The organism is Gordonia sp. AC31 (genome assembly GCF_031844505.1).
In the GTDB taxonomy this organism is placed as follows: Bacteria; Actinomycetota; Actinomycetes; order Mycobacteriales; family Mycobacteriaceae; genus Gordonia; species Gordonia hongkongensis.
In genome coordinates this window covers 21,930-43,564 of sequence record NZ_JAUZVK010000028.1, presented here as the reverse complement: position 1 = coordinate 43,564, position 21,635 = coordinate 21,930, and the positions used below count along the sequence as shown (strand labels likewise).

The window sequence follows — 21,635 nt, the reverse complement described above, 5'->3', positions numbered from 1 at the left end:
TGTAGAAACCAAACCAGCCCCAAAAGGGCCGACGTTTCAACACAAAATCTTCAACCAGGAAAGCAAAACCTGACCAAAATAATCCTCAAAAAAACTGGCATCAAAAAATAAACTCATCAGCGTCACGCGACATCAAAGCCGCGGACACATCATCCAAGCAAACCATCTGACACCACAATATGGCATCAAACAATCCACCAACACACTATCGAGTTCTCAAAGAACACACACCCACCAGACGCCTTCGATGTGAAGCCGGCTCCGATGAGCTTTCCCAGAGCGCGAGAAATACTCACGCTCTTGTTCTCGGGAGTGGCCCGCACAGGCGGCCCGAGCGAGTGGCTCGGGCGCTGTTACTTCCCCGGGGCTTGCGGCTCCGGGGGAGTTGCTCTCTGCGGTGCGTCGATTAAGTTACACAGGCGCGAACAACGCGTCAAATCGCCAGGTCAGAGGCCCAGTTTGGCGCCGGCGAAACTCTTCTTGCCGCGACGCACCACCAACCACCGCCCGTGGAGCAGATCGGCGTCGGCCGGCTGCCACTCCGGGTCGGTGATCTTGGTGTTGTTCACGTAGGCGCCGCCCTCGGACACTGCACGGCGAGCAGCTTTGTTGGACTCCGACAGCTTCGTGTCGACCAGCAACTCGATGATCGTCGGACGGGTCTCGCTGTACTCGGCGATCGAGGTCTCCCCGACCGCGGCCGCGAGGGTCGCCTCGTCGAGTTCATCGAGCTCGGCCCGACCGAACAGTGCCTGGCTGGCCAGTTGGACCGCATCGGTGTTGGCCTGACCGTGGATGAGGGTCGTCATCTCGGCGGCGAGTGTGCGCTGTGCGCGCCGCAGGTGCGGGGTCTCGGCGGTGGCACGTTCGAGTTCGTCGATCTCCTCGCGCCCCAGGAAGGTGAACCAGCGCAGGTAACGGATGACATCGGCGTCCGCCGTGTTCACGAAGTACTGGTACCAGGAGTAGGGGCTCGTCAGTTCCGGGTCGAGCCACAGACTGCCCCCACCCGTGGACTTGCCGAACTTCTTGCCGTCCGACGAGGTCACGAGCGGAACCGTCATCCCGTGCAGCGCCGAGCCGTCGAGTCGACGGGCCAGATCCACGCCGCCGACGATGTTGCCCCACTGGTCGGAACCACCGATCTGCAGCACACATCCGTACCGGCGGTTCAGTTCCACGAAGTCGTTCGACTGCAGGAGCAGGTAGCTGAACTCCGCGTAGCTCATGCCGTCGGCTTCGAGGCGTCGCTTCACCGTGTCGCGCGCGAGCATCACGTTCACCGAGAAGTGCTTACCCAGGTCGCGGAGGAACTCGATCGCCGACAGCTTGCCGGTCCAGTCCAGGTTGTTCACCACCACGGCGCCCGTAGGGGTGTCGTCGATGTCGACGAACCGCCGAAGCTGCGCATCGATACGCGCGGCCCACTCGGCCACGGTGTCGGCCGAGTTCATCGTCCGCTCCCCCACCTCGCGGGGATCACCGATCAGACCGGTGGCACCACCTGCGAGGACGATCGGACGATGACCCGCCAACTGGAAACGCTTGAGGGTCAGCAACGGGACGAGGTGGCCGGCGTGCAGACTCGCCGCCGTCGGGTCGAAGCCCGCGTACAACGTGACCGGTCCGTTCGCGAGCGCCTCCCCCAGTGCACCGAGATCGGTGGACTGGGCGATCAGCCCGCGCCATTGCAGTTCGTCGAGGATGTCGACGGTGGCGGGGACGGCAGTCGGCCGGGAGGACGCGGCCGGTCGGGGGGGTTCGACGTTGTCAGCACTCACCCCTCGATCTTGTCATCCGACGAGATCGAGGTGCGGTCGAGGTGACTCCCGTTGGCGGGCTACTCCGGCTGAGAACCGACGATGCGCTCGTGCTCGGCGTCGTCGACCGTGCGCGCCTCGTCGACGAGCATCACCGGGATGCCGTCGGAGTCGATGCGGTAGGCGACATGCAGCCGCGGGTTGTAGAGCTCGTCGCCGGCGTCGACCAGCGGACCGTGGTCCTGCGGGCAGGCCAGGCGTTCGCGCACGATCGGGTCGATGGCCTCAGCGCGTGTCGTCACCCGGATCAGCCTAGGGCATTGCGCGTCGAGGTCCCGCTCCAGTCCAGCTTCTCCGCCACGGTCCTCGTGTACCTGCGATAGCGCCCTTCGTCGTCGCGATACCAGACGCGCGCACCCGGTTTCGGAAGTCCCTCCTCGACCAGACCGGTGCTGAGCGGGCGGAACGACGCCGACTGCGGGATCTCGTCGACGACGTAAACGAGATGAGGGCGCTCCTCGGCCCGGTACTCCCCCAGCGCGATCCGCAGTTGTGTGACCGTGAGCGAGTCCGGCGTGACCCCGGGCCGGAGGGTCATCGCCGCGACGACGACTTGGTGGCCGGGTTCGCCGACCCCGTAGACGACGACCTGGTCGACGCTCTTCAGTCGGGACAGGGCGTGGGCGATCGGGGGGATGAACACCGGGCCGTCCGCGGTCCGGAGCACGCGGTCGGTCGCTCCGAGGAAGTACAGGTCGCCGTCGGCGTCGCGCACGAACAAGTGACCCGACACCTCCCACCGATCACGCGTCGTGAAGACGTCGCGGAGCACCGTCCCGTTGGTGTCGAACTTGTGCTTGGCCTTGGCGAGGAGCAGACCGGGCTCCCCCGTCTCCGCCCGGCGGACGAAGCCCGAGTCGTCGATGAGCAACCGGTCGCCGACGATGTCGTAGGCCGCGACCTCGACCGGGTTCGTCTCCGGCAGCGGCCGGCCGACGGAGGACAACTTGTCCCCGGAGACGTTCGCGAGGATCGCCGAGCCGTCGGCGGTCGCGAAGAACTCGAGGATGCGCGCGCGGGGGAAACTCGAGCACACGTCCTCCCAGAGTCCCGCCGACATACCCGAGCCCATGAACAACCGGATCGGGTTGTGCTGGTTGATGTGGAAGTCGGGGTCGCGAACGATGCCGCTGAGCATCGACCAGGTGTAGGACACGACGGTGATGCCGTAGCGCTGCACCTCGACGGCGAAGTTCTTGGGATCGATGCCGTTCGACAGCGCGATCCTCGACCGCCCGACCACCGTCGCCCCCAGGGTCGTGAGCAGCCCCGACGCGTGGTGCAGCGGCGGCAGGCAGTACACGGTGTCGCGGTCGGTGAGCGCCGCCGCGGCCGCGGCGCCGAAGGCCGACATCGCGAACCGGTGGTTGGTCACCGGCCACGGGACGAGCTTGCCGTAAGCCCGGCTGAACAGGATGAACGCGAGGTCGCCCGCGAGACCGGGGTCGGGCCGGTACCAGGTCGGCATCACGACTTCGTCGGGATCGATGCGTTCCATGTCGACGATCGACGTGCCGTCCGCACCGTCGATCGCCCGGGAGTCGCCACTGCCGCCGCCGAGTACCAGGACGCGGTCGGAGGCGGCACTGGCGAGATCGAGATTGGTGGGGTCGGTGACGATGACCGAGCTGTCGGCGAGCCGCATCATCTCGCGGACGTCGGCGTCCGCGGCGAGCAGCACCGCCACCGCGCCCAGGCGCGAGAGCGCCGCGATGACGACCAGGGCGCTCGGCCGGGTGTCCATCAGGACACCGATGTGCTGGCCGGGGCGGATGCAGCAGTCGACCAGCCCGGCGACCACGTTGTCGATACGCGTGTTCACCTGGGCGTGGGTGAGCACACGGTTCTCGAAGAGGAACAGTTCCTTGTCGCCGCCGCGCTTGGTGTTCTCGGCCATCAGCTTCGACAGGGAAATGCGCGTCCCGCTCTGGATCTGTCCCAGCCGGAACAATCGGGGGACGGTCCGCACCGACTCCGAGGCGACGGCTCGCGAGGTGCGCTGCAGGGAGTTGGCCAGGCCGAGCAATTCGCGCGAGGCGGCGGTGCCGGCGTCGGCCACCGACCCCACCCCGTGCGTGAGTCGCGACGACAGGCTGACCCCGCCGCCGTGACCCGGCTCGACGAGCGACATCTCGGAGACGAGTTCGGGCCGCGGACCGTTGTCGGAGAGCCAGTTCACCCAGTCGGAGGTCGTCGGCCAGGTGTGTTCACCGGCCGCGCTACCGACCACGAGTCCGAAATGTCCGGCCGGCAGGGTGGATTCGTACACCTCCGCGTCGGGCGCGGCGCGGACGATGCCCCGTACCGCCGCCGGTTGCCCGATGTCGTCGGCATCGCCCACGAACGCGAGCACCGGGCAGGTGATCTCGGCGAGGGACACCAGATCGCCGTTGATCACGAAGCCGCCGGAGACCATGCGGTTGTGCGCCACGAACTGCCGGAGCAGCTCCGCGATCGCCGGGCCGGACCATGCGACCCAGCCGTCGGCCTCCAGGAAGCGGCGCTGGTCCTCCCGTGGCAGCAGCGCCTCACGATCGTGCAGACGGCGCAGGAAGTCGATGCGGCTGCGCACCGTCTTCACCGGATCCAGGAGCTGGAAGCCGGTGCGCGCCATCCAATCCCGCACCCAGAGATTGCGTGAGAACGCCTTGTCGGCCAGGAACTCGGCCGCCGGGGCCACCAGTCCCGCGGGCAGCCCCAGGGGCAGTGCGGCGAGGACGTCGACGGGGCTGCCGAACGTGATCAGACTCGCGATCCCCTTGGACCGGCGGTAGGCCGCGGTCTGGTAGGCGAACATCCCGCCCTGCGAATACCCGGCGAGGTGGATGTCACGGCCGGTCGCCTCGACGATCAGGTCGATCGCGTGGCTGATCGCGACCACATGGTCGGCGAGATTGCGTTCCATCCCCCCTTCTTCGGAGTCGGGTGAACCGAAGTCGACGACCCACGGCGTGACGCCGTTGCGGTGCAGAATCGACACCGCACCGTTGTGCTCGGTGACGTCATAGACGTTGGCCGACACCATCATCGGCGGCACCAGGACGATGTTCGGGCCGGTCGACGGATCGTTCGGGAAATACCGACGCAGCCGGAACATCTTGTGTGTCTCGACGACCGCGAAGGGCGCCGGTTCGGTGCCGGTCTCCAGTCCACCGAACCGCAGCACCTCGAGGCCGTTCTGCGCGGTGGCCAACACCCTGCCGACCACCCCCACGAGATCGGGGCCCCCGTCCCACACCGCCATCGTGTCGATCCTCCCGTCGTCGGTGTACCGGCCTCACCAGCGCGTTGATCGACGCGGCGTCGGTGACACAGGTCACTGTACCCAGTCGTCCGGGATCAGTGGCGCCCGCCGTGCCCAGCGGTCCAGCGTGTCCGGAGATCGGCGGTCTGGGCCGTGACGACGTCGATCTGCCGCCGGACCTGTCCGGGTGCGGTGCCGCCGTGCGCGTTGCGCGACTCGACCGAACCGCGGACGGTCAGGACGTCACGCACCGCCGGCGTCAACGCCGGATGGACACCGGCCAGCGTCGCGTCGTCGAGTTCGTCCAGGCCGACGCCCCGGGACTCGGCCTCGCGGACACACGCACCCGCGGCCTCGTGCGCCACCCGGAACGGCACGCCCTGTCGGACCATCCATTCGGCGATGTCGGTGGCCAGGGTGAAGCCCGCCGGCGCGAGTTCCGCCATGCGATCGGTGTGAAACTCCAGCGTGGCGACCAGGCCGGTCACCGCGGGCAGCAGCAGCTCCAGTTGGGCCACCGCGTCGAAGACCGGTTCCTTGTCCTCCTGCAGGTCCCGGTTGTACGCCAGCGGCTGCGCCTTCAGTGTGGCGAGCAATCCGGTGAGGTCGCCGATGAGACGACCGGCCTTGCCGCGCATGAGTTCGGCAACGTCCGGGTTCTTCTTCTGCGGCATGATCGAGCTGCCGGTGGACCACGCGTCGGCCAGCGTCACGTAGCCGAATTCCGGTGTGCTCCAGATGATCACTTCTTCGGACAACCGGGAGAGGTCGACTGCGATCATCGCGAAGACGAACGCGGCCTCCGCGGCGAAATCGCGCGATGAGGTGGCGTCGATCGAGTTCTCCGCGGGTGCGTCGAAGCCCAGGTCGGCGGCGATCGCCGTCGGATCGAGGCCGAGGGAGGAGCCGGCCAGGGCGCCGGAACCGTAGGGCGACACCGCGGTTCGACGATCCGCGTCGGCGAGCCGGTCGATGTCGCGCAGGAGTGGTTGCGCGTGCGCCAGCAGATGGTGCCCCAGCAGGACCGGCTGTGCGGCCTGCAGGTGCGTCTTGCCCGGCATGATCGCGTCGGGATGGGCCGCCGCCTGTGCGGTGAGCGCGTCGACGACGTCGAGCAGGCCCAATGCGACCCGCCGCATGGCGGCGCGCAGCCACATCCGGAACAGGGTCGCGACCTGGTCGTTGCGTGAGCGCCCCGCGCGTAACCGGCCCCCGAGTTCGGGACCGACGCGCTCGATCAGGCCACGCTCGAGGGCGCCGTGGACGTCCTCGTCGGACTCGGCCGGCCCGAAGCTGCCGTCGGCGACATCGGCGGCCAGGCGATCGAGCCCGTCGAGCATGCCGGTGAGGTCCTCGGCGGTGAGCAGCCCGGCCTTGTTCAGCACCCGTGCATGCGCTTTGGACGCCTCGATGTCGAACGGGGCCAGGGCCCAGTCGAAATGGGTCGACTTGCTCAGCGCGGCCATCGCCTCCGCCGGTCCACCGGCGAAGCGACCGCCCCAGAGCGAACCCTGGTTGGTCGTCCCGCCGGTCTCCGGGCCGCTGCCGCCGCCGGTGCCCGCACTCACAGATTCAGGTCCCGCTTCGCGGCGATCTTCGACGACAGGCCGTGCAGCTCGACGAAGCCGCGGGCCGCGGACTGATCGAAGGTGTCGCCCTCGTCGTAGGTCGCGAGGTTGAAGTCGTAGAGCGACTCCGAGCTGCGGCGGCCGGTCGCGGCGATCGTGCCGCCGTGCAGGGTCAGCCGGATCTCGCCGGTCACGTGCTCCTGCGTGGAGGCGACGAACGCGTCCAGCGACCGCTTCAGCGGCGAGAACCAGAGACCGTCGTACACCAGCTCGGCCCACTTCTGGTCGGTGCCGCGCTTGTAGCGGCCGAGCTCGCGCTCGATGGTCACGTGCTCGAGTTCCTCGTGTGCGCGGATGAGAACCATGGCGCCGGGCGCCTCGTAGACCTCGCGGCTCTTGATGCCCACCAGGCGGTCCTCCACCACGTCGAGGCGTCCGACGCCCTGGGCGCCGGCCCGACGGTTGAGTTCCTGGATCGCCTCGAGGACGCTCACCGGGCGGCCGTCGATGCTGACCGGGCGGCCCTTGTCGAAGCCGATGATGACCTCGTCGGGCGAGTTCCAGTTGACGGTGGGGTCTTCGGTGTAGTCGTAGACGTCCTTCGTCGGCGCGTTCCACAGGTCCTCGAGGAAGCCGGTCTCGACGGCGCGTCCCCACACGTTCTGGTCGATCGAGAACGGCGACTTCTTGGTCACGTTGATCGGGATGTCGTTCTCCCCGGCGAAGGCGATCGCCTTCTCTCGGGTCCAGGCGTAGTCGCGGACCGGCGCGAGCACCTGCAGATCGGGCGCCAGGGTGGCGAAACCGACTTCGAAGCGGACCTGGTCGTTGCCCTTGCCGGTGCATCCATGGGCGACGACGGTGCCGCCGTGATCACGGGCGGCGGTGACCAGGTGCTTGGCGATCAGCGGGCGCGACAGCGCCGAGACGAGCGGATAACGATCCATGTAGAGCGCATTCGAGGTGATCGCGCCGAGGCAGTACTCGTCGGCGAACTCGTCGCGGGCATCGACCACGACGGCCTCGACCGCGCCGCAGTCGAGTGCGCGCTGGCGGATGACCTCCATGTCCTCGCCGCCCTGACCGAGGTCGAGTGCCACGGCGACGACCTCTTTGCCGGTCTCCTTCTGGATCCAGCTGATCGCGACCGAGGTGTCCAGGCCGCCTGAGTATGCGAGTACGACACGTTCTGCCATGAGGTGAAGCTCCTGTTCTGCGCGATGACCGAGTCCATCATCGGCCCCGGTGTTCCGACGACACCGCCCGGGTATCCGGTTGGCGGTGTCTCGGCTGTTCGTTTGGTGTGGTCTGCCGGTTCCGCGGAGGCGGAACCGAGAATGTCGATGCGGCGAGGGTTACACGAGGCCCTCGATCCGGCGGGCGAGTACCGCTCCGTCGAGCGGCTCGCGCGCGACGACGAAGATCGTGTCGTCCCCGGCGATCGTCCCCACGACGTCGGGCAGGCGCGCCCGGTCGAGCGCAGCCGCCAAGTAGTGCGCGGCGCCCGGGGGCGTTCGCAACACCGCGAGGTTGCCACTGCTGTCGGTCGAGACCAGAAGGTCCGACACGAGCCGGCCGAGCCGGTCGGTGCCGCCGGACACACCGCGGACGGGCGAACCGTCTTCGGGCACCACATAGACCCCGGCGCCGCCGTCCGCTGCCCGCAGCTTCACGGCCCCGAGTTCGTCGAGGTCGCGCGACAGGGTGGCCTGGGTGGCGTCGACGCCCTCCTCGGCGAGCAACCGCTGCAGCTCCGACTGGCTGCGTACCTGATGCGTGGACAAGATCTCGATGATGCGCGCATGACGACCCGCCCGGGTGGCGGCGAGGCGGCTCTCCGAGGGTTCGGCTCCGGCGGTCATCGTGGGTGTCCGCTCACTGGTGGTCCAACAGCCAGATCAGCAGGGCCTTCTGCGCGTGCAGGCGGTTCTCCGCCTCGTCGAACACGACGCTGCGGGGTCCGTCGATCACCGAGGCGGTGATCTCGTCGCCACGATGGGCCGGCAGGCAGTGCAGCACGATCGCATCATCGGCGGCATGCATGAGCAGGTCATCGTTGATCTGGTACGGCCGGAACGGCGCCGTGCGGTCCTTTCCGTCGTCCTCTTGCCCCATCGACACCCAGGTGTCGGTCACCAGGACGTCGGCCCCCGTCGCGGCGGCGACGGGGTCGGTCTCGAGCGTCACCGAGCCGCCGGTCTGCGCGGCACGCTTCTCGGCGTCGGCGATCACCGCCGGGTCCGGCTGGAAGCCGTCCGGCGAGCTGAGGACGACGTGCATGCCGGCCGTGACGCCGCCGAGCGCCAGCGAATGCGCCATGTTGTTCGCGCCGTCACCCAGGTACGTCATCGTCAGGCCCGCCGGCTGGCCCTTGTGCTCGGCGATCGTCTGCAGGTCGGCGAGCACCTGGCAGGGGTGGAACTCGTCGGACAGCGCGTTGACGACCGGGACGGTGGCGGTCGAGGACAGCGCCTCGAGCCGGTCCTGCCCGAACGTCCGCCACACGATGGCGTCGACGAAGCGGGACAGGACCAGGCCGGTGTCCTCCAGGGTCTCCTCGCGGCCGAGCTGGGTCGTCCGGCCGTCGACGACGACCGCATGACCGCCGAGCTGGGCGATGCCGACCTCGAACGAGAACCGGGTGCGGGTGGAGTTCTTGTCGAAGATCACCCCGACCCCGCGGGGGCCCTCCAGCGGCCGGAAGTCGAACGGCTTCGCCTTGACCTCGGCCGCGAGTGCGAGCACCTCGGCCTGCTCGGCCGGGGTCAGGTCGTCGTCGCGCAGGAAATGTCTGGTCATGGCTTGTCCCCCTCGTTCGATGTGGCGGCGGTGTCGAGCAGTGTCGGTAGCGCGCGCACGAAATCCTGTCCCTGCTGCTCGGTGAGGATCAGCGGCGGGGCCAGGCGCAGGACGTCGGGCGCGGGTGCGTTGATCAGGAACCCCGCGTCCCGGGCGGCGGCCTCGACGCGCTGCGAGAGCGGCTGCGTCAGCACGACACCGAGCAACAGGCCGGATCCACGCACATGCGAGACCAGCGGATGCTGCAGGTCCTCGATGCCGGTTGCGATCGACTTCCCCACCGCGGCAACGGAATCGAGGAGACCGTCGGCTTCGATGACCCCCAGGACGGCCAGCGCGGCAGCCGCACTGACCGGATTGCCACCGAAAGTGGTGCCGTGCTGGCCCGGCCCGAACAGGTCGGCCGCCGGACCGGTGGCGATACACGCGCCGATGGGCAGGCCACCGCCTAATCCCTTCGCAAGCGTCATCACATCGGGGACCACGCCCACCTGCTGATGGGCGAAGAACGTACCGGTGCGCGCGACGCCGGTCTGCACCTCGTCGAGGATCAGCAGCGCGCCGCGGTCCTCGGTGATCCGGCGAGCGGCCGCCAGGTAGTCGGCCGGGGGCACGACGACGCCTGCCTCGCCGAGGATCGGTTCGAGGATCACCGCGGCGGTCTGGTCGGTGATTATGGCGTCGAGCGCGTCGACGTCACCGTAGGGAACGAACCGGACGCCCGGCGGCATCGGTTCGAACGGAGTGCGTTTGGCGGGCTGACCGGTCATCGCGAGCGCACCCATGGTGCGTCCGTGGAAGGCCTGCTCCGCCGCGACGATCTCGGGCCGTCCGCTCCGTCGGGCCAGTTTGAACGCGGCCTCGTTCGCCTCGGTGCCGGAGTTGCAGAAGAACACGCGACCCGGATGGCCGAACCGGCCGAGCAATGCCTCGGCGAGTTCGACGACGGGCGGGGCGATGTACAGGTTCGACACGTGCCCGAGCGTCTGGAGCTGGTGGGTGACCGCGTCGACAATCGCCGGGTGGGCGTGGCCGAGGGCGTTCACCGCGATCCCGCCGAGCAGGTCGAGGTAGCGCTTGCCCTCGGCGTCGGTGACATACGCTCCCGAGCCCTCCACGAGGGCGATCGGGGGTGTGCCGTAGTTGTTCATCAGCGACTGTGCCCAGCGCTGCTGCAGTGGCGCGGTCATGCGTCCTCCTCAGGCACGACGACGGTGGTGCCGGTCGAGCTCTCGGTCAACAGTTCGGCCAGTACGGAATGGGCGACACGCCCGTCGATCACGTGTGCGCGGTCGACGCCGCCGGTGACGGCGCGCAGGCAGGCCTCCATCTTGGGGACCATGCCGGAATCCAGCGACGGCAACAGCGCGGTGAGTGTGTCGGTGTCGATCTGGGAGACCAGGGATCCGCGGTCGGGCCAGTCCGTGTACAGGCCTTCGACATCGGTCAGCATCACCAGCCGGGACGCCCCCAACGCCTCGGCGAGAGCACCGGCCGCGGTGTCGGCGTTGATGTTGTGCACCACCCCGTCGCGGTCCGGCGCGATCGTCGAGACGACCGGGATGCGGCCGGCGGCAACCAGATCCAGCACCGCCGAGGTGTTGACCGACGCGATGTCGCCGACGAGGCCGATGTCGGTGGGAACACCCTCGACGAGCACCGTGCGCCGCGTCGCGGTGAACAGGTGGGCATCCTCGCCGGTGATGCCGACGGCATACGGTCCGTGCGAGTTGATCAGGCCCACGAGCTCCCTCCCGACCTGACCGAAGAGAACCATGCGGGCGACGTCCATGACCTCGGGGGTCGTCACCCGGAATCCGCCCTTGAACTCACCCGAGAGTCCCAGTCGCTTCAGCATCGCCGAGATCTGCGGGCCACCACCGTGCACCACCACGGGATGCATGCCGCAGGCGCGCAGGAAGACCATGTCCGCCGCGAACGCCTTCTTCAACTCGTCGTCGATCATGGCGTTGCCGCCGTATTTGACGACGACGGTCGCGCCGGCGAGTCGCTGGAGCGCGGGCAGGGCCTCGGCGAGGACCTTCGCCTTGGCCAGGCCGGCCGCGGGGTCGATCGGGTGGACGCCCGATGTCGTCTCGCTCATGACGAATACGCCGAGTTCTCTTCGACGTACGCATGGGAGAGGTCGGTGGTTCGGACACTGGCCGCCGACTCTCCCAGCTTCAGGTCGACGACGACGGCGATGTCGGGGCCGGACAGGTCCACATCTCGCGCGCCCTCGACCCCGAAACCGTTCTCGCACACCGGGTTGCCGTTGAACGACACCGCGATCCGGTCGGGATCGACGGTCACCGGCGACGCGCCGACCGCGGCGAGTACCCGCCCCCAGTTCGGATCCGACCCGAACAGGGCGGTCTTCACCAGCGAATCTCGCGCGACGGCACGGGCGACGGTCAGCGCGTCGTCCTCGGTGTGCGCGCCGGTGACCGTGATCACGACCCGCTTCGTGACCCCCTCGGCGTCGGCCATCATCTGGGCGGCGAGATCGTCGCAGGCAGCGAACACCGCGTCATCGAGATCGGTCTGCTCGACCGGGATCTGGCTGGCGCCCGAACTCAGCAGCAGAACCGTGTCGTTCGTCGAGCACGAGCCGTCGATGTCGAGCCGGTCGAAGGTGCGTGCCGTCGCCCTGCGCAAGGCGGTGTCGAGCTGCTCGGCGGTGGCCACCGCGTCGGTCGTGAGCACGACCAGCATCGTCGCCAGCGACGGCGCCAGCATTCCGGCGCCCTTGCCCATGCCGCCGACGTTCCACCCCTGCGGGTGGTGCAGCGCAGCCTGTTTGGGGACGGTGTCGGTGGTCATGATCGCGTGGGCCGCGTCGGTGCCGCCGGACAGGCCGCCGCCCATGTCCTGGACGATCTCGGTGACCCCGGCGAGGACCTTGTCCATCGGCAGCCGGTCGCCGATCAGTCCGGTGGAGCACACCGCGACCTCCACGGCGCCCGTGCTGGTCCCCCAGTTGCTCAGCGCGTCGGCCACCGCCTCCGCGGTCTTGTGGGTGTCCTGGAAGCCACCCGGTCCGGTACAGGCGTTCGCGCCGCCGGAGTTGAGGATCACGGTGCGCAGCCGGCCGGTGGTGAGGACCTGCTGTGACCACAGCACCGGTGCTGCCTTCACCTGGTTGCGGGTGAAGACGCCGGCGGCGGAATGGTCAGGGCCCTCGTTGAAGACGAGTGCGAGGTCGAGCGCACCGGATGCCTTGATGCCCGCCGCGATTCCGGCGGCCCGGAAACCCAGGGGCGCGGTGACGCCCTGGTTCCGCACGAGCCGCGGGTGATCGCCGGGGGCGCCGCCCTCGATCCGGTCCTGCTCTGTTTCCGCGCTGCCCTGTGATCCGGTCACGGTGCCACTCCCACGGTGCTCAGTCCCTCGTTCTCGGTCCAGCCCAGCGCCAGGTTCATCGATTGGACCGCGGCGCCGCCGGTCCCCTTGGTCAGGTTGTCGACTGCGCCGACGACCACGAGGGTCTGTGCGCGTTCGTCGACGGTCACGCCGAGCTGGACGGCGTTGGAGCCGATCACCGAACCGGTGGCAGGCAGTCGCCCCTCCGGCAGCACGTGCACGAATTCCTCGTCGGCATAGGCCTTCTCGTAGACCGCGCGGGCCTCCTCCGCGGTGGCCCCGGTGCGCGCGGTGCACGTCGCGAGGATGCCGCGGGCCATCGGGGCGAGGATGGGCGTGAAGGAGACGGTCACCGGCTGTTCCGCGGCAACCGAGAGCGCCTGGGAGATCTCCGGCGTGTGCCGGTGGACCCCGCCGACGCCGTAGGCCCGCGCGGACCCGATGACCTCGGACGCCAGCAGGTCGACCTTGGGCGACCGACCGGCACCCGATGCCCCGCTCACCGCGACGACGGTCACGTGCGGATCGGCGATGCCCGCGGCGATGGCCGGGAGCAACGACAGGATCGAGACCGTCGGATAGCAACCGGGCACCGCGATCCGGCTCGCGTCCCGGAGCGTTTCCCGGTTGCCGGGCAACTCGGGCAGACCATACGGCCAGGTCCCGGCGTGGTCTCCGCCGTAGTACGACGTCCATTCACCGGCGTCGCGCAATCGGAAGTCGGCCCCGCAGTCGATGATCAGCGTCGTCGGCGGCAGGGCATCGGCGATCACCGCGGATGCGCCATGCGGCAGGCCCAGGAAGACGACGTCGTGTCCGGCGAGGATCTCCGGTGTCGTGTCCTGCAGGACCCGGTCGGCCAGCGGGAGCAGATGGGGATGATGTGCACCCAGGAGTGTCCCGGCGTTGCCACCCGCGGTGAGTGCGCCGATCTCGAGTTCGCCGGATCGCAGACGGGGGTGCCCGCACAGCAACCGGAGTATCTCGCCACCCGCGTAGCCGCTCGCGCCGGCCACCGCCACCCTCACCTTGCTTGTCGAAGCCATGTGATCATTATGCAGCAGGATGCAAATCAATTCACGGCGGGGTGACACGCCGTTGGGGTCAGCGGAGACGGGCCCCCACCCGCGCTGCGGCTGCGTCGACGGCGGCCAGCTTGGCCTCGTTGGCCTCGTCCTCGGTGAGGGTACGGTCCGGGGCGCGGAACCGCAGCGAGAACGTCAACGATTTGTTGCCCGCGCCGACCTGTTCACCGGTGAAGACGTCGAACAGTGCGATGTCCTCGAGCAGGTCGCCGGCCCCCTCACGAAGCGCCTTCTGGACGTCCGCAGCCGGGACCTCCCCTCCGACGACGACGTTGACGTCCTGCAGGACCGCGGGGAACACCGACACCGACGGCGCCGGGAGTCGCGCGTCCAAGGGCAGTGCGTCGATGTCGATCTCCACCGCGCAGGTCCGCTTCGGCAGATGGGCCCGCTCGAGCACCGCGGGGTGGAGTTCGCCGGCGTAACCGACCGTGCGGCCGTCGACCGTCAGCCGCGCGCAGCGGCCGGGATGCCATGGGCGCTGATCGTCGGCGGTGAGCTCGACGGTCACCCCCGCCGCGCGACCGATCGTGCGCGCCGCCTCGAAGGCATCGAGGTGGTCGGCGGCGCGTCCCGGACCCCAGGGGCCCGCGGGATCGCGCAGTCCGGTGAGGACGACGCCGACGTGCAGCGGCTGATGGGGCAGCGAGGCGTCGAGCGCCGCGATCTCCTCGTCGGTCGGGCGGCGCGTGACGTCGAGCGCGTCCACCGCGGCGACGTGATCGCCGGCGATGACGACCTGACCGATGGTGAACAGCGACAGATCCCGCTGACCGCGTGCGATGTTGCGGGCCGCCATCTCGAGGAGACCCGGGAGCAACGTCGTGTTGAGCTCGGGGCGATCGGATTCGAGTGGGTTGAGGACCTTCACGGTGCGCCGGCGCTCATCGTCGGCGGGCAGGTCCCAGAGGTCGAACACGCCGGCCGGCATGAACGGATACGGCAGGACCTCGACGTAGCCGTCGAGCGCGAGGGTGCGTCCCACGCTGCGCCTGCGTCGCTGAACCGGGGTGAGTCCGGTGCCGCCGGGCGCGCGCGGAACCACGGCGGGGATGTCCTCCAAGCCCTCCAGACGCAGGACCTCCTCGACCAGGTCGGCGCGTTGCCGCAGATCGGGTCGCCACGAGGGCGGGAACACGTCCAGCTCGTCGGTCCCGGTCACCACGCAACCGACCTCGGTCAGCCGCGTCAGGGTGGTTCCCGGCGGATAGCTGACGCCCGCGACCCGGTCCGGTTCGTCGGCAGCGATGGCGATGGTCGACCGGATCGGGGTCTGGACATGGGTCTCGGACAGCGGTGAGGCGATGCGTCCGCCGGCGATCTCGACGATCAGCCGGGCGGCGCGGTCGGAGGCCACCGCGGTGATCTCGGGGTCGACGATCCGCTCGAACCGCTTGCTGGCCTCGGAGGTCAGCTTGTGGCGCTTCGCGGTGCGGAAGACCCGAACCGGATCGAAGGTCGCCGACTCCAGCAGCACCGTCGTCGTCTCGGGACCCACCTCGGTGCTCGCGCCGCCCATGACACCGGCGAGGGCGATCGGTCCGGTCTCGTCGGCGATCAGCACATCCTCGGGGTCGAGGACGCGAACGGTGTCGTCGAGGGTGGTGAGCTTCTCCCCCGGCTGGGCCGACCGGACCGTGACGGCTCCAGTGACACGGTCGGCGTCGAAGGCGTGCAGCGGCTGACCGAGTTCGATCATGACGTAGTTGGTGATGTCGACGATCGCGGAGATGGGGCGGATACCGGCGACCATGAGCCGCTTCTGCATCCACCACGGGGAGATCGCGGTCGGGTCCACACCGGTGATGACCCGAGCGGTGTAACGCGTCGCGCCGGAGTTCTCGTCGATGGCGACCGGCCACGCCGGGGCCGACCCGTCGTCCGCCAGGTCCGCGGCCCGGAGTCCGGGATCGACGAACGGGACCCCGAAGCTGCCCGCGAGCTCGCGGCCCAGGCCGCGAACCGAGAACGCGTAGCCGCGGTCGGGGGTGACGTTGACGTCGATCGCCGCGTCGGCGAGTCCCAGCACCTCGCGGGCGTCCGCGCCCGGTTCGGCGGTCCCGGGCGCGAGCACGAGGATGCCGCTGTGATCGGTGCCGATACCCAGCTCGGAGACCGAGCAGATCATGCCGTCGGACACCCGGCCGTAGGTCTTGCGCGAGGCGATCTCGAAGGGACCGGGGAGCACGACCCCCGGCAGCGCGGCGACTATCAGGTCACCCTCGGTGAAGTTGCGTGCACCACAGACGATTCCGCGGGGCTCGTCCTCACCGACGGCGACCGTGCAGAACCGGATCGGCTTCTTGAACTCGGTGAGCTCCTCGATCGTCTCCACGCGACCGATCACCAGCGGTCCGGTGATCTCCGGGAACGCCTCGATGTCCTCGATCTCGAACCCGACACGGACGAAACCGGCGTCGATCTCATCGGTGGTCGCCGACCACTGCGGGTCGCCGGCGCGGAGGACCTCGGTGTACCAGGACTGTGGTGCACGCACTGTGTATCAACTACTTTCGTCGCGTCGTGAGGAGTCGTCGGGGCGGGATCTGCGCGGTGCCGGTCAGGCGGCCGGACCGAACGGGAGGGTGAACCGGATGTCCCCCTCGACCATGTCCCGCATGTCGGAGATGTCGTTGCGGAACTGCAGGGTGCGTTCCAGGCCCATCCCGAACGCGAATCCGGAGTACACATCCGGGTCGATACCGCTGGCGCGCAACACATTCGGGTTGACCATGCCGCAGCCGCCCCACTCGACCCAGCCGGGTCCGCCCTTCTTGGCGGGGAACCACACGTCGACCTCGGCGGAGGGTTCGGTGAACGGGAAGTAGCTCGCCCGCATGCGGGTCGTCGTCTCCGGGCCGAAGAGTGCCCGCGCGAAGGTCTCCAGGGTGCCCCGCAGGTTCGCCAGTGTGAGTCCCTTGTCGACGGCGAGTCCCTCGATCTGATGGAAGACCGGGGTGTGGGTGGCATCGAGCTCGTCGGTCCGGAACGTCCGGCCCGGGCACGCCACGTAGATGGGCAGGTCGCGGCTCAGCATCGAGCGCACCTGCACCGGCGAGGTGTGCGTCCGCAGGACCTGCCGCGATCCCTCGGGCGCGATGTAGAAGGTGTCCTGCATCGACCGGGCGGGGTGGTCGGGCAAGAAGTTGAGCGCGTCGAAATTGTAGTGCTCGGTTTCGACCTCCGGGCCCTCCGCGATCTCCCAGCCCATACCGACGAACACGTCGGCCACCTGCTCGGCGATGACGGTGATGGGATGTCGCGCACCCACCGGACGCCGGCCGCTCGGCAGGGTCACGTCGATCGATTCGGCGACGAGGACCGCCGCGTCCCGTTCGGCGTCGAGGACGGCGGTGCGCGCCTCCAGGGCCGCCGACACCCGGCCGCGCACCTGGTTGACCAGCTTGCCGGCTTCGGAACGCTCCTCTTTGGGGAGGGAACCAAGCGCGCGCCGGGCGAGTGCGATCGGCGAGCGATCACCGAGGTGCGCCGACTTGGCCGCGGCGAGCTGATCGAGGTCGGCCGCCGCCTCGAAGTCCTCGATGGCCGACGTCGCGGCCGCCTCGAGGTCGTCGGGTCCCGGGAATGCCGTTGCGTCGGCGGAAGTGGCCACGGTGGGCGTGCTCCTCGTGCGTCGATCGATGGATGGTCGGCATCGTCGTCGCGCTGTGCACGCCGACCCAACGGGCCGGCGGACACCTCCGGCGCCGACGATGACTCCCGTCGAGGGTAGTCGACTACCGCGGGGCGCTGACCTGCAGGGAGGCGTCGTCACCGGGAAGCCCTGGCGCTGCCGTCGGACGACCGGCGGGAACCGCGAGGCAACGCGAGCAGGTGGCACAGGCAAGGCCCATGATCAGCCACCACACACCGTCGCCGGTCAGACCGCCGCGCGCGAGCATCAGCACTGCCACGCCGAGCCCGGCCAGCGCCGTCAGCAGGGCCGCGTTCCGCACCGGTCCGCTGCGCCGGGCGACCGGTTCGTCCCACCACGGCAGGGACCGGTTCTCGAGTGGGGACAGGATCGCGACCACCGGGACCATGCCCGCGAGGAGCAACACGGTCTGCGCCCCGACGATCATCGGGAAGGACGCCGCGCCGACGTCGCCGCGGTCGATGCCGGCCGCGGCGCACAGACCGATGATCGCCGCGAGCACCGGCAGATGCCAGAGATACAGCGTCATCGCGCCCCGGTTGCCCAGCACCACCCACCACCAGACGCGCGGACGGTCGGCCACGACCGCGAGGAATCGGCGCACCGCGATCGCGCCCGCGCACAACACGATCGCGTGGCCGGCGAGCAGCAGGCTCGGCGGACTTATGTTGGACAGGTGCTGGCCCGGAACCGTCACGAGGGAGACCTCGTAGGGTCCCCACGTGACGAGGACGAGGTCGGCTGCCAGCGCACCGGCGGCCGCGAGGACGGCGAGCCCGGGCCGCAGGATCTTCTTGGCGTACGCGACCCCGAGGACCGCGGGGATCGTCCACACGGCGAGGAAGTTCAGGTAGCCGAGCGCTGCGGGGCCGTCCGTCAGTCGGACGGCGTCGACGATCGCCGTGCTCCCCCAACACACCGCCAGGGCGGCCAGCACACCACCGACGGACCGGAGGCGCTGCAGGAACGGGACCACCGCCAGCACGAGCAGGTAGGCGCCGAGGAACCACAGCAACTGCACCCCGAGACGCGCGACCACGTCGGCCGCCACCGTGGCACCGGTACCGGACAGGACGGCATACACGGCCGCGACGGCCCCGAGGTACCAGAACACCGGGCGCATCAACCGTTGTGTCCGGGCGACGAGCCACTGCCCGGCGGTCGGTGTGGCACCGTCGCCGCGCGAGGTCCAGCCGCGGGTCGCCGCGGCGGCACCGGCGAAGAAGAACAGCGGCAGCACCTGCAGCAGCCAGGTTGCCGGCTGCAGAGCGGGCACGTCGCCGAGTGTGTTGCCGAGATGAATCGAATCGTCGGTCGCCTCGACGGTGAGCATGATCGAGTGGCCGGCGACCACGACCGCCAGCGACATGATGCGGATCAGGTCGATGACGCGGTCGCGGTCCCCGGTGAGGGCGGAGAGTTCACGGGGCGTGGGCAGGCCGGTCGACGCCGACCGTCGCGAGACGATGCTGGGCATGGCGTCGAGTCTCGGCCGCGGCGACCGGCACGGCCTGAGGAAAACTACTCGCTCGGGGTCGGCAATCCCCGCACCCGCGAACACACAACCGGCCCGCCCGGGCCGCGACCCTACTTGCCGAAGCCGGCTCGCTTGAGCGCGTCGGCCATCGCCCCGCTGGGTGCCGGGCGTCGATCGTTCCGGTTCCCGCCTCGGTTGCCCTGTCCCTGAGCGCCCCGGCCCTGGCCGCCCGGGTTGCCCCGTCCGCCGCCACGCTGATCGTTCCTCCGCGGCTGATTGCCGCCGCCACGAGCACTGTCCTCCCGCCCCTGCCCGCGCGGCGCGCGGGAGGGTTTGCCGTCACTGCCCGGTTCGTCGTCGAGCCGCAGCGACAACCCGATGCGTTTGCGGTCGATGTCGACGTCCATGACCTTGACCTTCACGATGTCGCCGGACTTGACGACCTCGTGGGGATCGGAGACGAAGCGGTGTGCCATCGCCGAGACATGGACGAGGCCGTCCTGGTGCACGCCGACGTCGACGAACGCGCCGAAGGCGGCCACATTGGTGACCTGACCTTCGAGGACCATCCCCGGGGTCAGGTCGGAGACCTTCTCGATGCCCGTGGCAAACGTCGCGGTCTTGAACTCCGGCCGCGGGTCGCGCCCGGGCTTGTCGAGTTCGGCGATGATGTCGACCACGGTCGGACGACCGAACGTCTCGTCGACGAACTCCTCGGGTCGCAACTTGGTGAGGGTCGCGGTGTCGCCGATCAGCGACCGGACATCGGTGCCCACCTTGTCGAGGATGCGCGTGACGACCGGGTACGCCTCCGGGTGCACGCTCGACGCGTCGAGCGGATTGTCGCCCTCGGCGATGCGCAGGAAGCCGGCGCACTGCTCGAATGCCTTGGGGCCGAGCCTGGGCACCGCGGTGATCTGCTTGCGATCCCGGAACGCGCCATTGGTGTCACGGTGCGCGACAATCGATTCCGCGAGGCCCGCGGTGATGCCGGACACGCGGGACAGCAGCGGCACCGACGCGGTGTTCACGTCGACGCCGACCGCGTTCACCGCGTCTTCGACGACCGCCCCGAGTGAGCGCGCGAGCAGGGTCTCGGAGATGTCGTGCTGGTACTGCCCCACGCCGATCGACTTCGGATCGATCTTCACGAGCTCGGCGAGCGGATCCTGCAACCGGCGGGCGATCGAGACCGCGCCGCGGATGGAGACGTCGAGGTCCGGCAATTCCTTCGACGCGTACGCCGACGCCGAGTAGACCGAGGCACCCGCCTCGGACACGACGACGCTCGTCGGCGGCTTCTTGCCGGCCTCCTTGATCGCCGACAGGAGTTCGCCGGCGAGCGCATCGGTCTCGCGTGAGGCGGTGCCGTTGCCGATGGCAATGAGTTCGACGCCGTGCTTCTCGACGAGTGCGCCGAGCACGGCGAGCGAACCGGACTTGTCGCGCCGGGGCTCGTGCGGATAGATCGTCGCGTGGTCGACGACCCTGCCGGTCGCGTTCACCACTGCGACCTTCACGCCGGTGCGCAGACCGGGGTCGAGCCCCATCGTCGTACGGGACCCGGCGGGCGCGGCCAGCAGGAGGTCCTTGAGGTTCGTCGCGAACACCGCCACCGCGTCGGCCTCGGCGGCCTGACGCAGCCGCATCCGGACGTCGAGGGACAGCCCGACGAACAGCTTGGTACGCCATGCCCAGCGCACCGTGTCGGTGAGCCAGCGGTCGGCCGGACGCCCTTGATCGGCGATGCCGAACCGGGCGGCGATCCGCTGCTCGTACGGTCCGGGGCCGGCGGGCCGGTCGGCCGCTGCCGGATCGGCGTCGAGGGTGACCGACAGGATCTCCTCGCGCTCGCCGCGCAGCACGGCCAGCACCCGGTGCGACGGCAGCGAGGTGAACGGCTCGGAGAACTCGAAATAGTCGGCGAACTTGGCGCCGGCCGACTCCTTGCCGTCCCGAACCGTTGTGCGCAACACTCCGGTCTGCCACATCAGCTCACGGAGTTCGCCGACGAGGTCGGCGTCTTCGGCGAACCGCTCGACGGCGATCGCGCGGGCGCCGTCGAGCTGCTCGGCGGTGAAGGTCGCCGGGTCCGTCGTCGGGTCCGAGAGCAGTGCATCGGCCACCGGCTCGTGTCCGGCCTCGCGTGCGATCTGGGCCTTGGTGCGGCGCTTCGGCTTGTAGGGCAGGTAGATGTCCTCCAGGCGCGCCTTGGTGTCGGCCTCGAGGATGCGCGCATCGAGTGCGGCGTCGAGTTTGCCCTGCGCGGCGATGGATTCGCGGACGGCCTGGCGTCGGGCCTCGAGGTCGCGCAGGTAACCGAGACGCTCGTCGAGGGTACGCAGCTGCGCGTCGTCGAGGCCGTCGGTGGCCTCCTTGCGGTATCGGGCGACGAACGGAACCGTCGATCCGCCGTCGAGCAACTCGATCGCCGATCGCACCTGACCGGCGCCCACCCCGAGTTCGGTCGCGATCGCCGACGCGATGCGGGAGTTCACGACCGCGGGATCGGGCGCGGGCACCGTCTGGGGTGCCGCGGCCGGCGAGCCGGGGGTCGCGGGTGCGGGTTCGGGCGCGGAGTCGGGTGACACAGTTTCTGACACGATCGCCGACCCTACCGGCCG

At 69.4% G+C, this 21,635-nt stretch carries 15 protein-coding genes; all 15 read right to left on the bottom strand.

What is annotated here, in order from left to right:
* Nucleotides 1-446: 446 nt before the first annotated feature.
* The 15 genes from tyrS to Q9R39_RS21940 all read right to left on the bottom strand — a co-directional run bounded on the left by tyrS (nucleotide 447) and on the right by Q9R39_RS21940 (nucleotide 21,602).
* The gene (tyrS, locus tag Q9R39_RS22010; protein WP_058253838.1) at nucleotides 447-1,781 is read right to left on the bottom strand and encodes a tyrosine--tRNA ligase; all 1,335 of its coding nucleotides are present in this window, start codon (nucleotides 1,779-1,781) and stop codon (nucleotides 447-449) included.
* 59 nt (nucleotides 1,782-1,840) lie between these two features.
* Nucleotides 1,841-2,062 (bottom strand): Trm112 family protein, encoded by a 222-nt coding sequence (locus tag Q9R39_RS22005; RefSeq protein ID WP_058253839.1) that lies wholly within the window; start codon nucleotides 2,060-2,062, stop codon nucleotides 1,841-1,843.
* Nucleotides 2,063-2,067: 5 nt separating this feature from the next.
* Nucleotides 2,068-5,064, bottom strand: coding sequence for an AMP-binding protein (locus Q9R39_RS22000; protein WP_311278255.1), 2,997 nt, complete (start codon nucleotides 5,062-5,064; stop codon nucleotides 2,068-2,070).
* A gap of 95 nt (nucleotides 5,065-5,159) precedes the next feature.
* On the bottom strand, nucleotides 5,160-6,632 hold the full coding sequence (gene argH / locus Q9R39_RS21995; protein WP_311278254.1) for an argininosuccinate lyase: 1,473 nt from the start codon (nucleotides 6,630-6,632) through the stop codon (nucleotides 5,160-5,162).
* The gene (locus Q9R39_RS21990; RefSeq protein WP_058253842.1) at nucleotides 6,629-7,828 is read right to left on the bottom strand and encodes an argininosuccinate synthase; all 1,200 of its coding nucleotides are present in this window, start codon (nucleotides 7,826-7,828) and stop codon (nucleotides 6,629-6,631) included. The genes argH and Q9R39_RS21990 overlap by 4 nt, the downstream gene beginning before the upstream one ends.
* A gap of 159 nt (nucleotides 7,829-7,987) precedes the next feature.
* Nucleotides 7,988-8,494, bottom strand: a complete 507-nt coding sequence (locus Q9R39_RS21985) for an arginine repressor (protein WP_311278253.1) — start codon at nucleotides 8,492-8,494, stop codon at nucleotides 7,988-7,990.
* A gap of 13 nt (nucleotides 8,495-8,507) precedes the next feature.
* Nucleotides 8,508-9,431 carry an ornithine carbamoyltransferase gene (argF, locus tag Q9R39_RS21980; protein ID WP_058253843.1) on the bottom strand — a complete coding sequence of 308 codons (924 nt, stop codon included), beginning with the start codon at nucleotides 9,429-9,431 and terminating at the stop codon, nucleotides 8,508-8,510.
* The gene (locus Q9R39_RS21975; protein WP_311278252.1) at nucleotides 9,428-10,621 is read right to left on the bottom strand and encodes an acetylornithine transaminase; all 1,194 of its coding nucleotides are present in this window, start codon (nucleotides 10,619-10,621) and stop codon (nucleotides 9,428-9,430) included. The genes argF and Q9R39_RS21975 overlap by 4 nt, the downstream gene beginning before the upstream one ends.
* Nucleotides 10,618-11,535 (bottom strand): acetylglutamate kinase, encoded by a 918-nt coding sequence (gene argB / locus Q9R39_RS21970; protein WP_311278251.1) that lies wholly within the window; start codon nucleotides 11,533-11,535, stop codon nucleotides 10,618-10,620. The genes Q9R39_RS21975 and argB overlap by 4 nt, the downstream gene beginning before the upstream one ends.
* Nucleotides 11,532-12,794 carry a bifunctional glutamate N-acetyltransferase/amino-acid acetyltransferase ArgJ gene (gene argJ / locus Q9R39_RS21965; RefSeq protein WP_078113155.1) on the bottom strand — a complete coding sequence of 421 codons (1,263 nt, stop codon included), beginning with the start codon at nucleotides 12,792-12,794 and terminating at the stop codon, nucleotides 11,532-11,534. Before argJ ends, argB begins: the two co-directional genes overlap by 4 nt.
* A complete protein-coding gene (gene argC / locus Q9R39_RS21960) occupies nucleotides 12,791-13,840 on the bottom strand; it encodes an N-acetyl-gamma-glutamyl-phosphate reductase (protein WP_078113156.1) in 1,050 nt (349 codons plus the stop codon). The genes argJ and argC overlap by 4 nt, the downstream gene beginning before the upstream one ends.
* 58 nt (nucleotides 13,841-13,898) lie before the next feature.
* Nucleotides 13,899-16,376, bottom strand: a complete 2,478-nt coding sequence (gene pheT, locus Q9R39_RS21955) for a phenylalanine--tRNA ligase subunit beta (protein WP_078113157.1) — start codon at nucleotides 16,374-16,376, stop codon at nucleotides 13,899-13,901.
* Nucleotides 16,377-16,439: 63 nt separating this feature from the next.
* Entirely contained in the window at nucleotides 16,440-17,492 is a 1,053-nt protein-coding gene (pheS, locus tag Q9R39_RS21950) for a phenylalanine--tRNA ligase subunit alpha (protein ID WP_078113158.1), read from the bottom strand.
* 124 nt (nucleotides 17,493-17,616) lie between these two features.
* Nucleotides 17,617-19,011 (bottom strand): acyltransferase family protein, encoded by a 1,395-nt coding sequence (locus Q9R39_RS21945; RefSeq protein WP_078113159.1) that lies wholly within the window; start codon nucleotides 19,009-19,011, stop codon nucleotides 17,617-17,619.
* Between the two features lie 110 nt (nucleotides 19,012-19,121).
* Nucleotides 19,122-21,602, bottom strand: a complete 2,481-nt coding sequence (locus tag Q9R39_RS21940) for a Tex family protein (protein ID WP_078113160.1) — start codon at nucleotides 21,600-21,602, stop codon at nucleotides 19,122-19,124.
* Nucleotides 21,603-21,635: the final 33 nt, after the last annotated feature.

What these genes read in the sequence shown, in the direction of transcription:
- Q9R39_RS22000 (WP_311278255.1), bottom strand. Translation starts at nt 5,064, where the DNA reads ATGGCGGTGTGGGACGGGGGCCCCGATCTCGTGGGGGTGGTCGGCAGG.
- Q9R39_RS21990 (WP_058253842.1), bottom strand. Translation starts at nt 7,828, where the DNA reads ATGGCAGAACGTGTCGTACTCGCATACTCAGGCGGCCTGGACACCTCG.
- Q9R39_RS21985 (WP_311278253.1), bottom strand. Translation starts at nt 8,494, where the DNA reads ATGACCGCCGGAGCCGAACCCTCGGAGAGCCGCCTCGCCGCCACCCGG.
- argF (WP_058253843.1), bottom strand. Translation starts at nt 9,431, where the DNA reads ATGACCAGACATTTCCTGCGCGACGACGACCTGACCCCGGCCGAGCAG.
- Q9R39_RS21975 (WP_311278252.1), bottom strand. Translation starts at nt 10,621, where the DNA reads ATGACCGCGCCACTGCAGCAGCGCTGGGCACAGTCGCTGATGAACAAC.
- argB (WP_311278251.1), bottom strand. Translation starts at nt 11,535, where the DNA reads ATGAGCGAGACGACATCGGGCGTCCACCCGATCGACCCCGCGGCCGGC.
- argC (WP_078113156.1), bottom strand. Translation starts at nt 13,840, where the DNA reads ATGGCTTCGACAAGCAAGGTGAGGGTGGCGGTGGCCGGCGCGAGCGGC.
- Q9R39_RS21945 (WP_078113159.1), bottom strand. Translation starts at nt 19,011, where the DNA reads ATGCCCAGCATCGTCTCGCGACGGTCGGCGTCGACCGGCCTGCCCACG.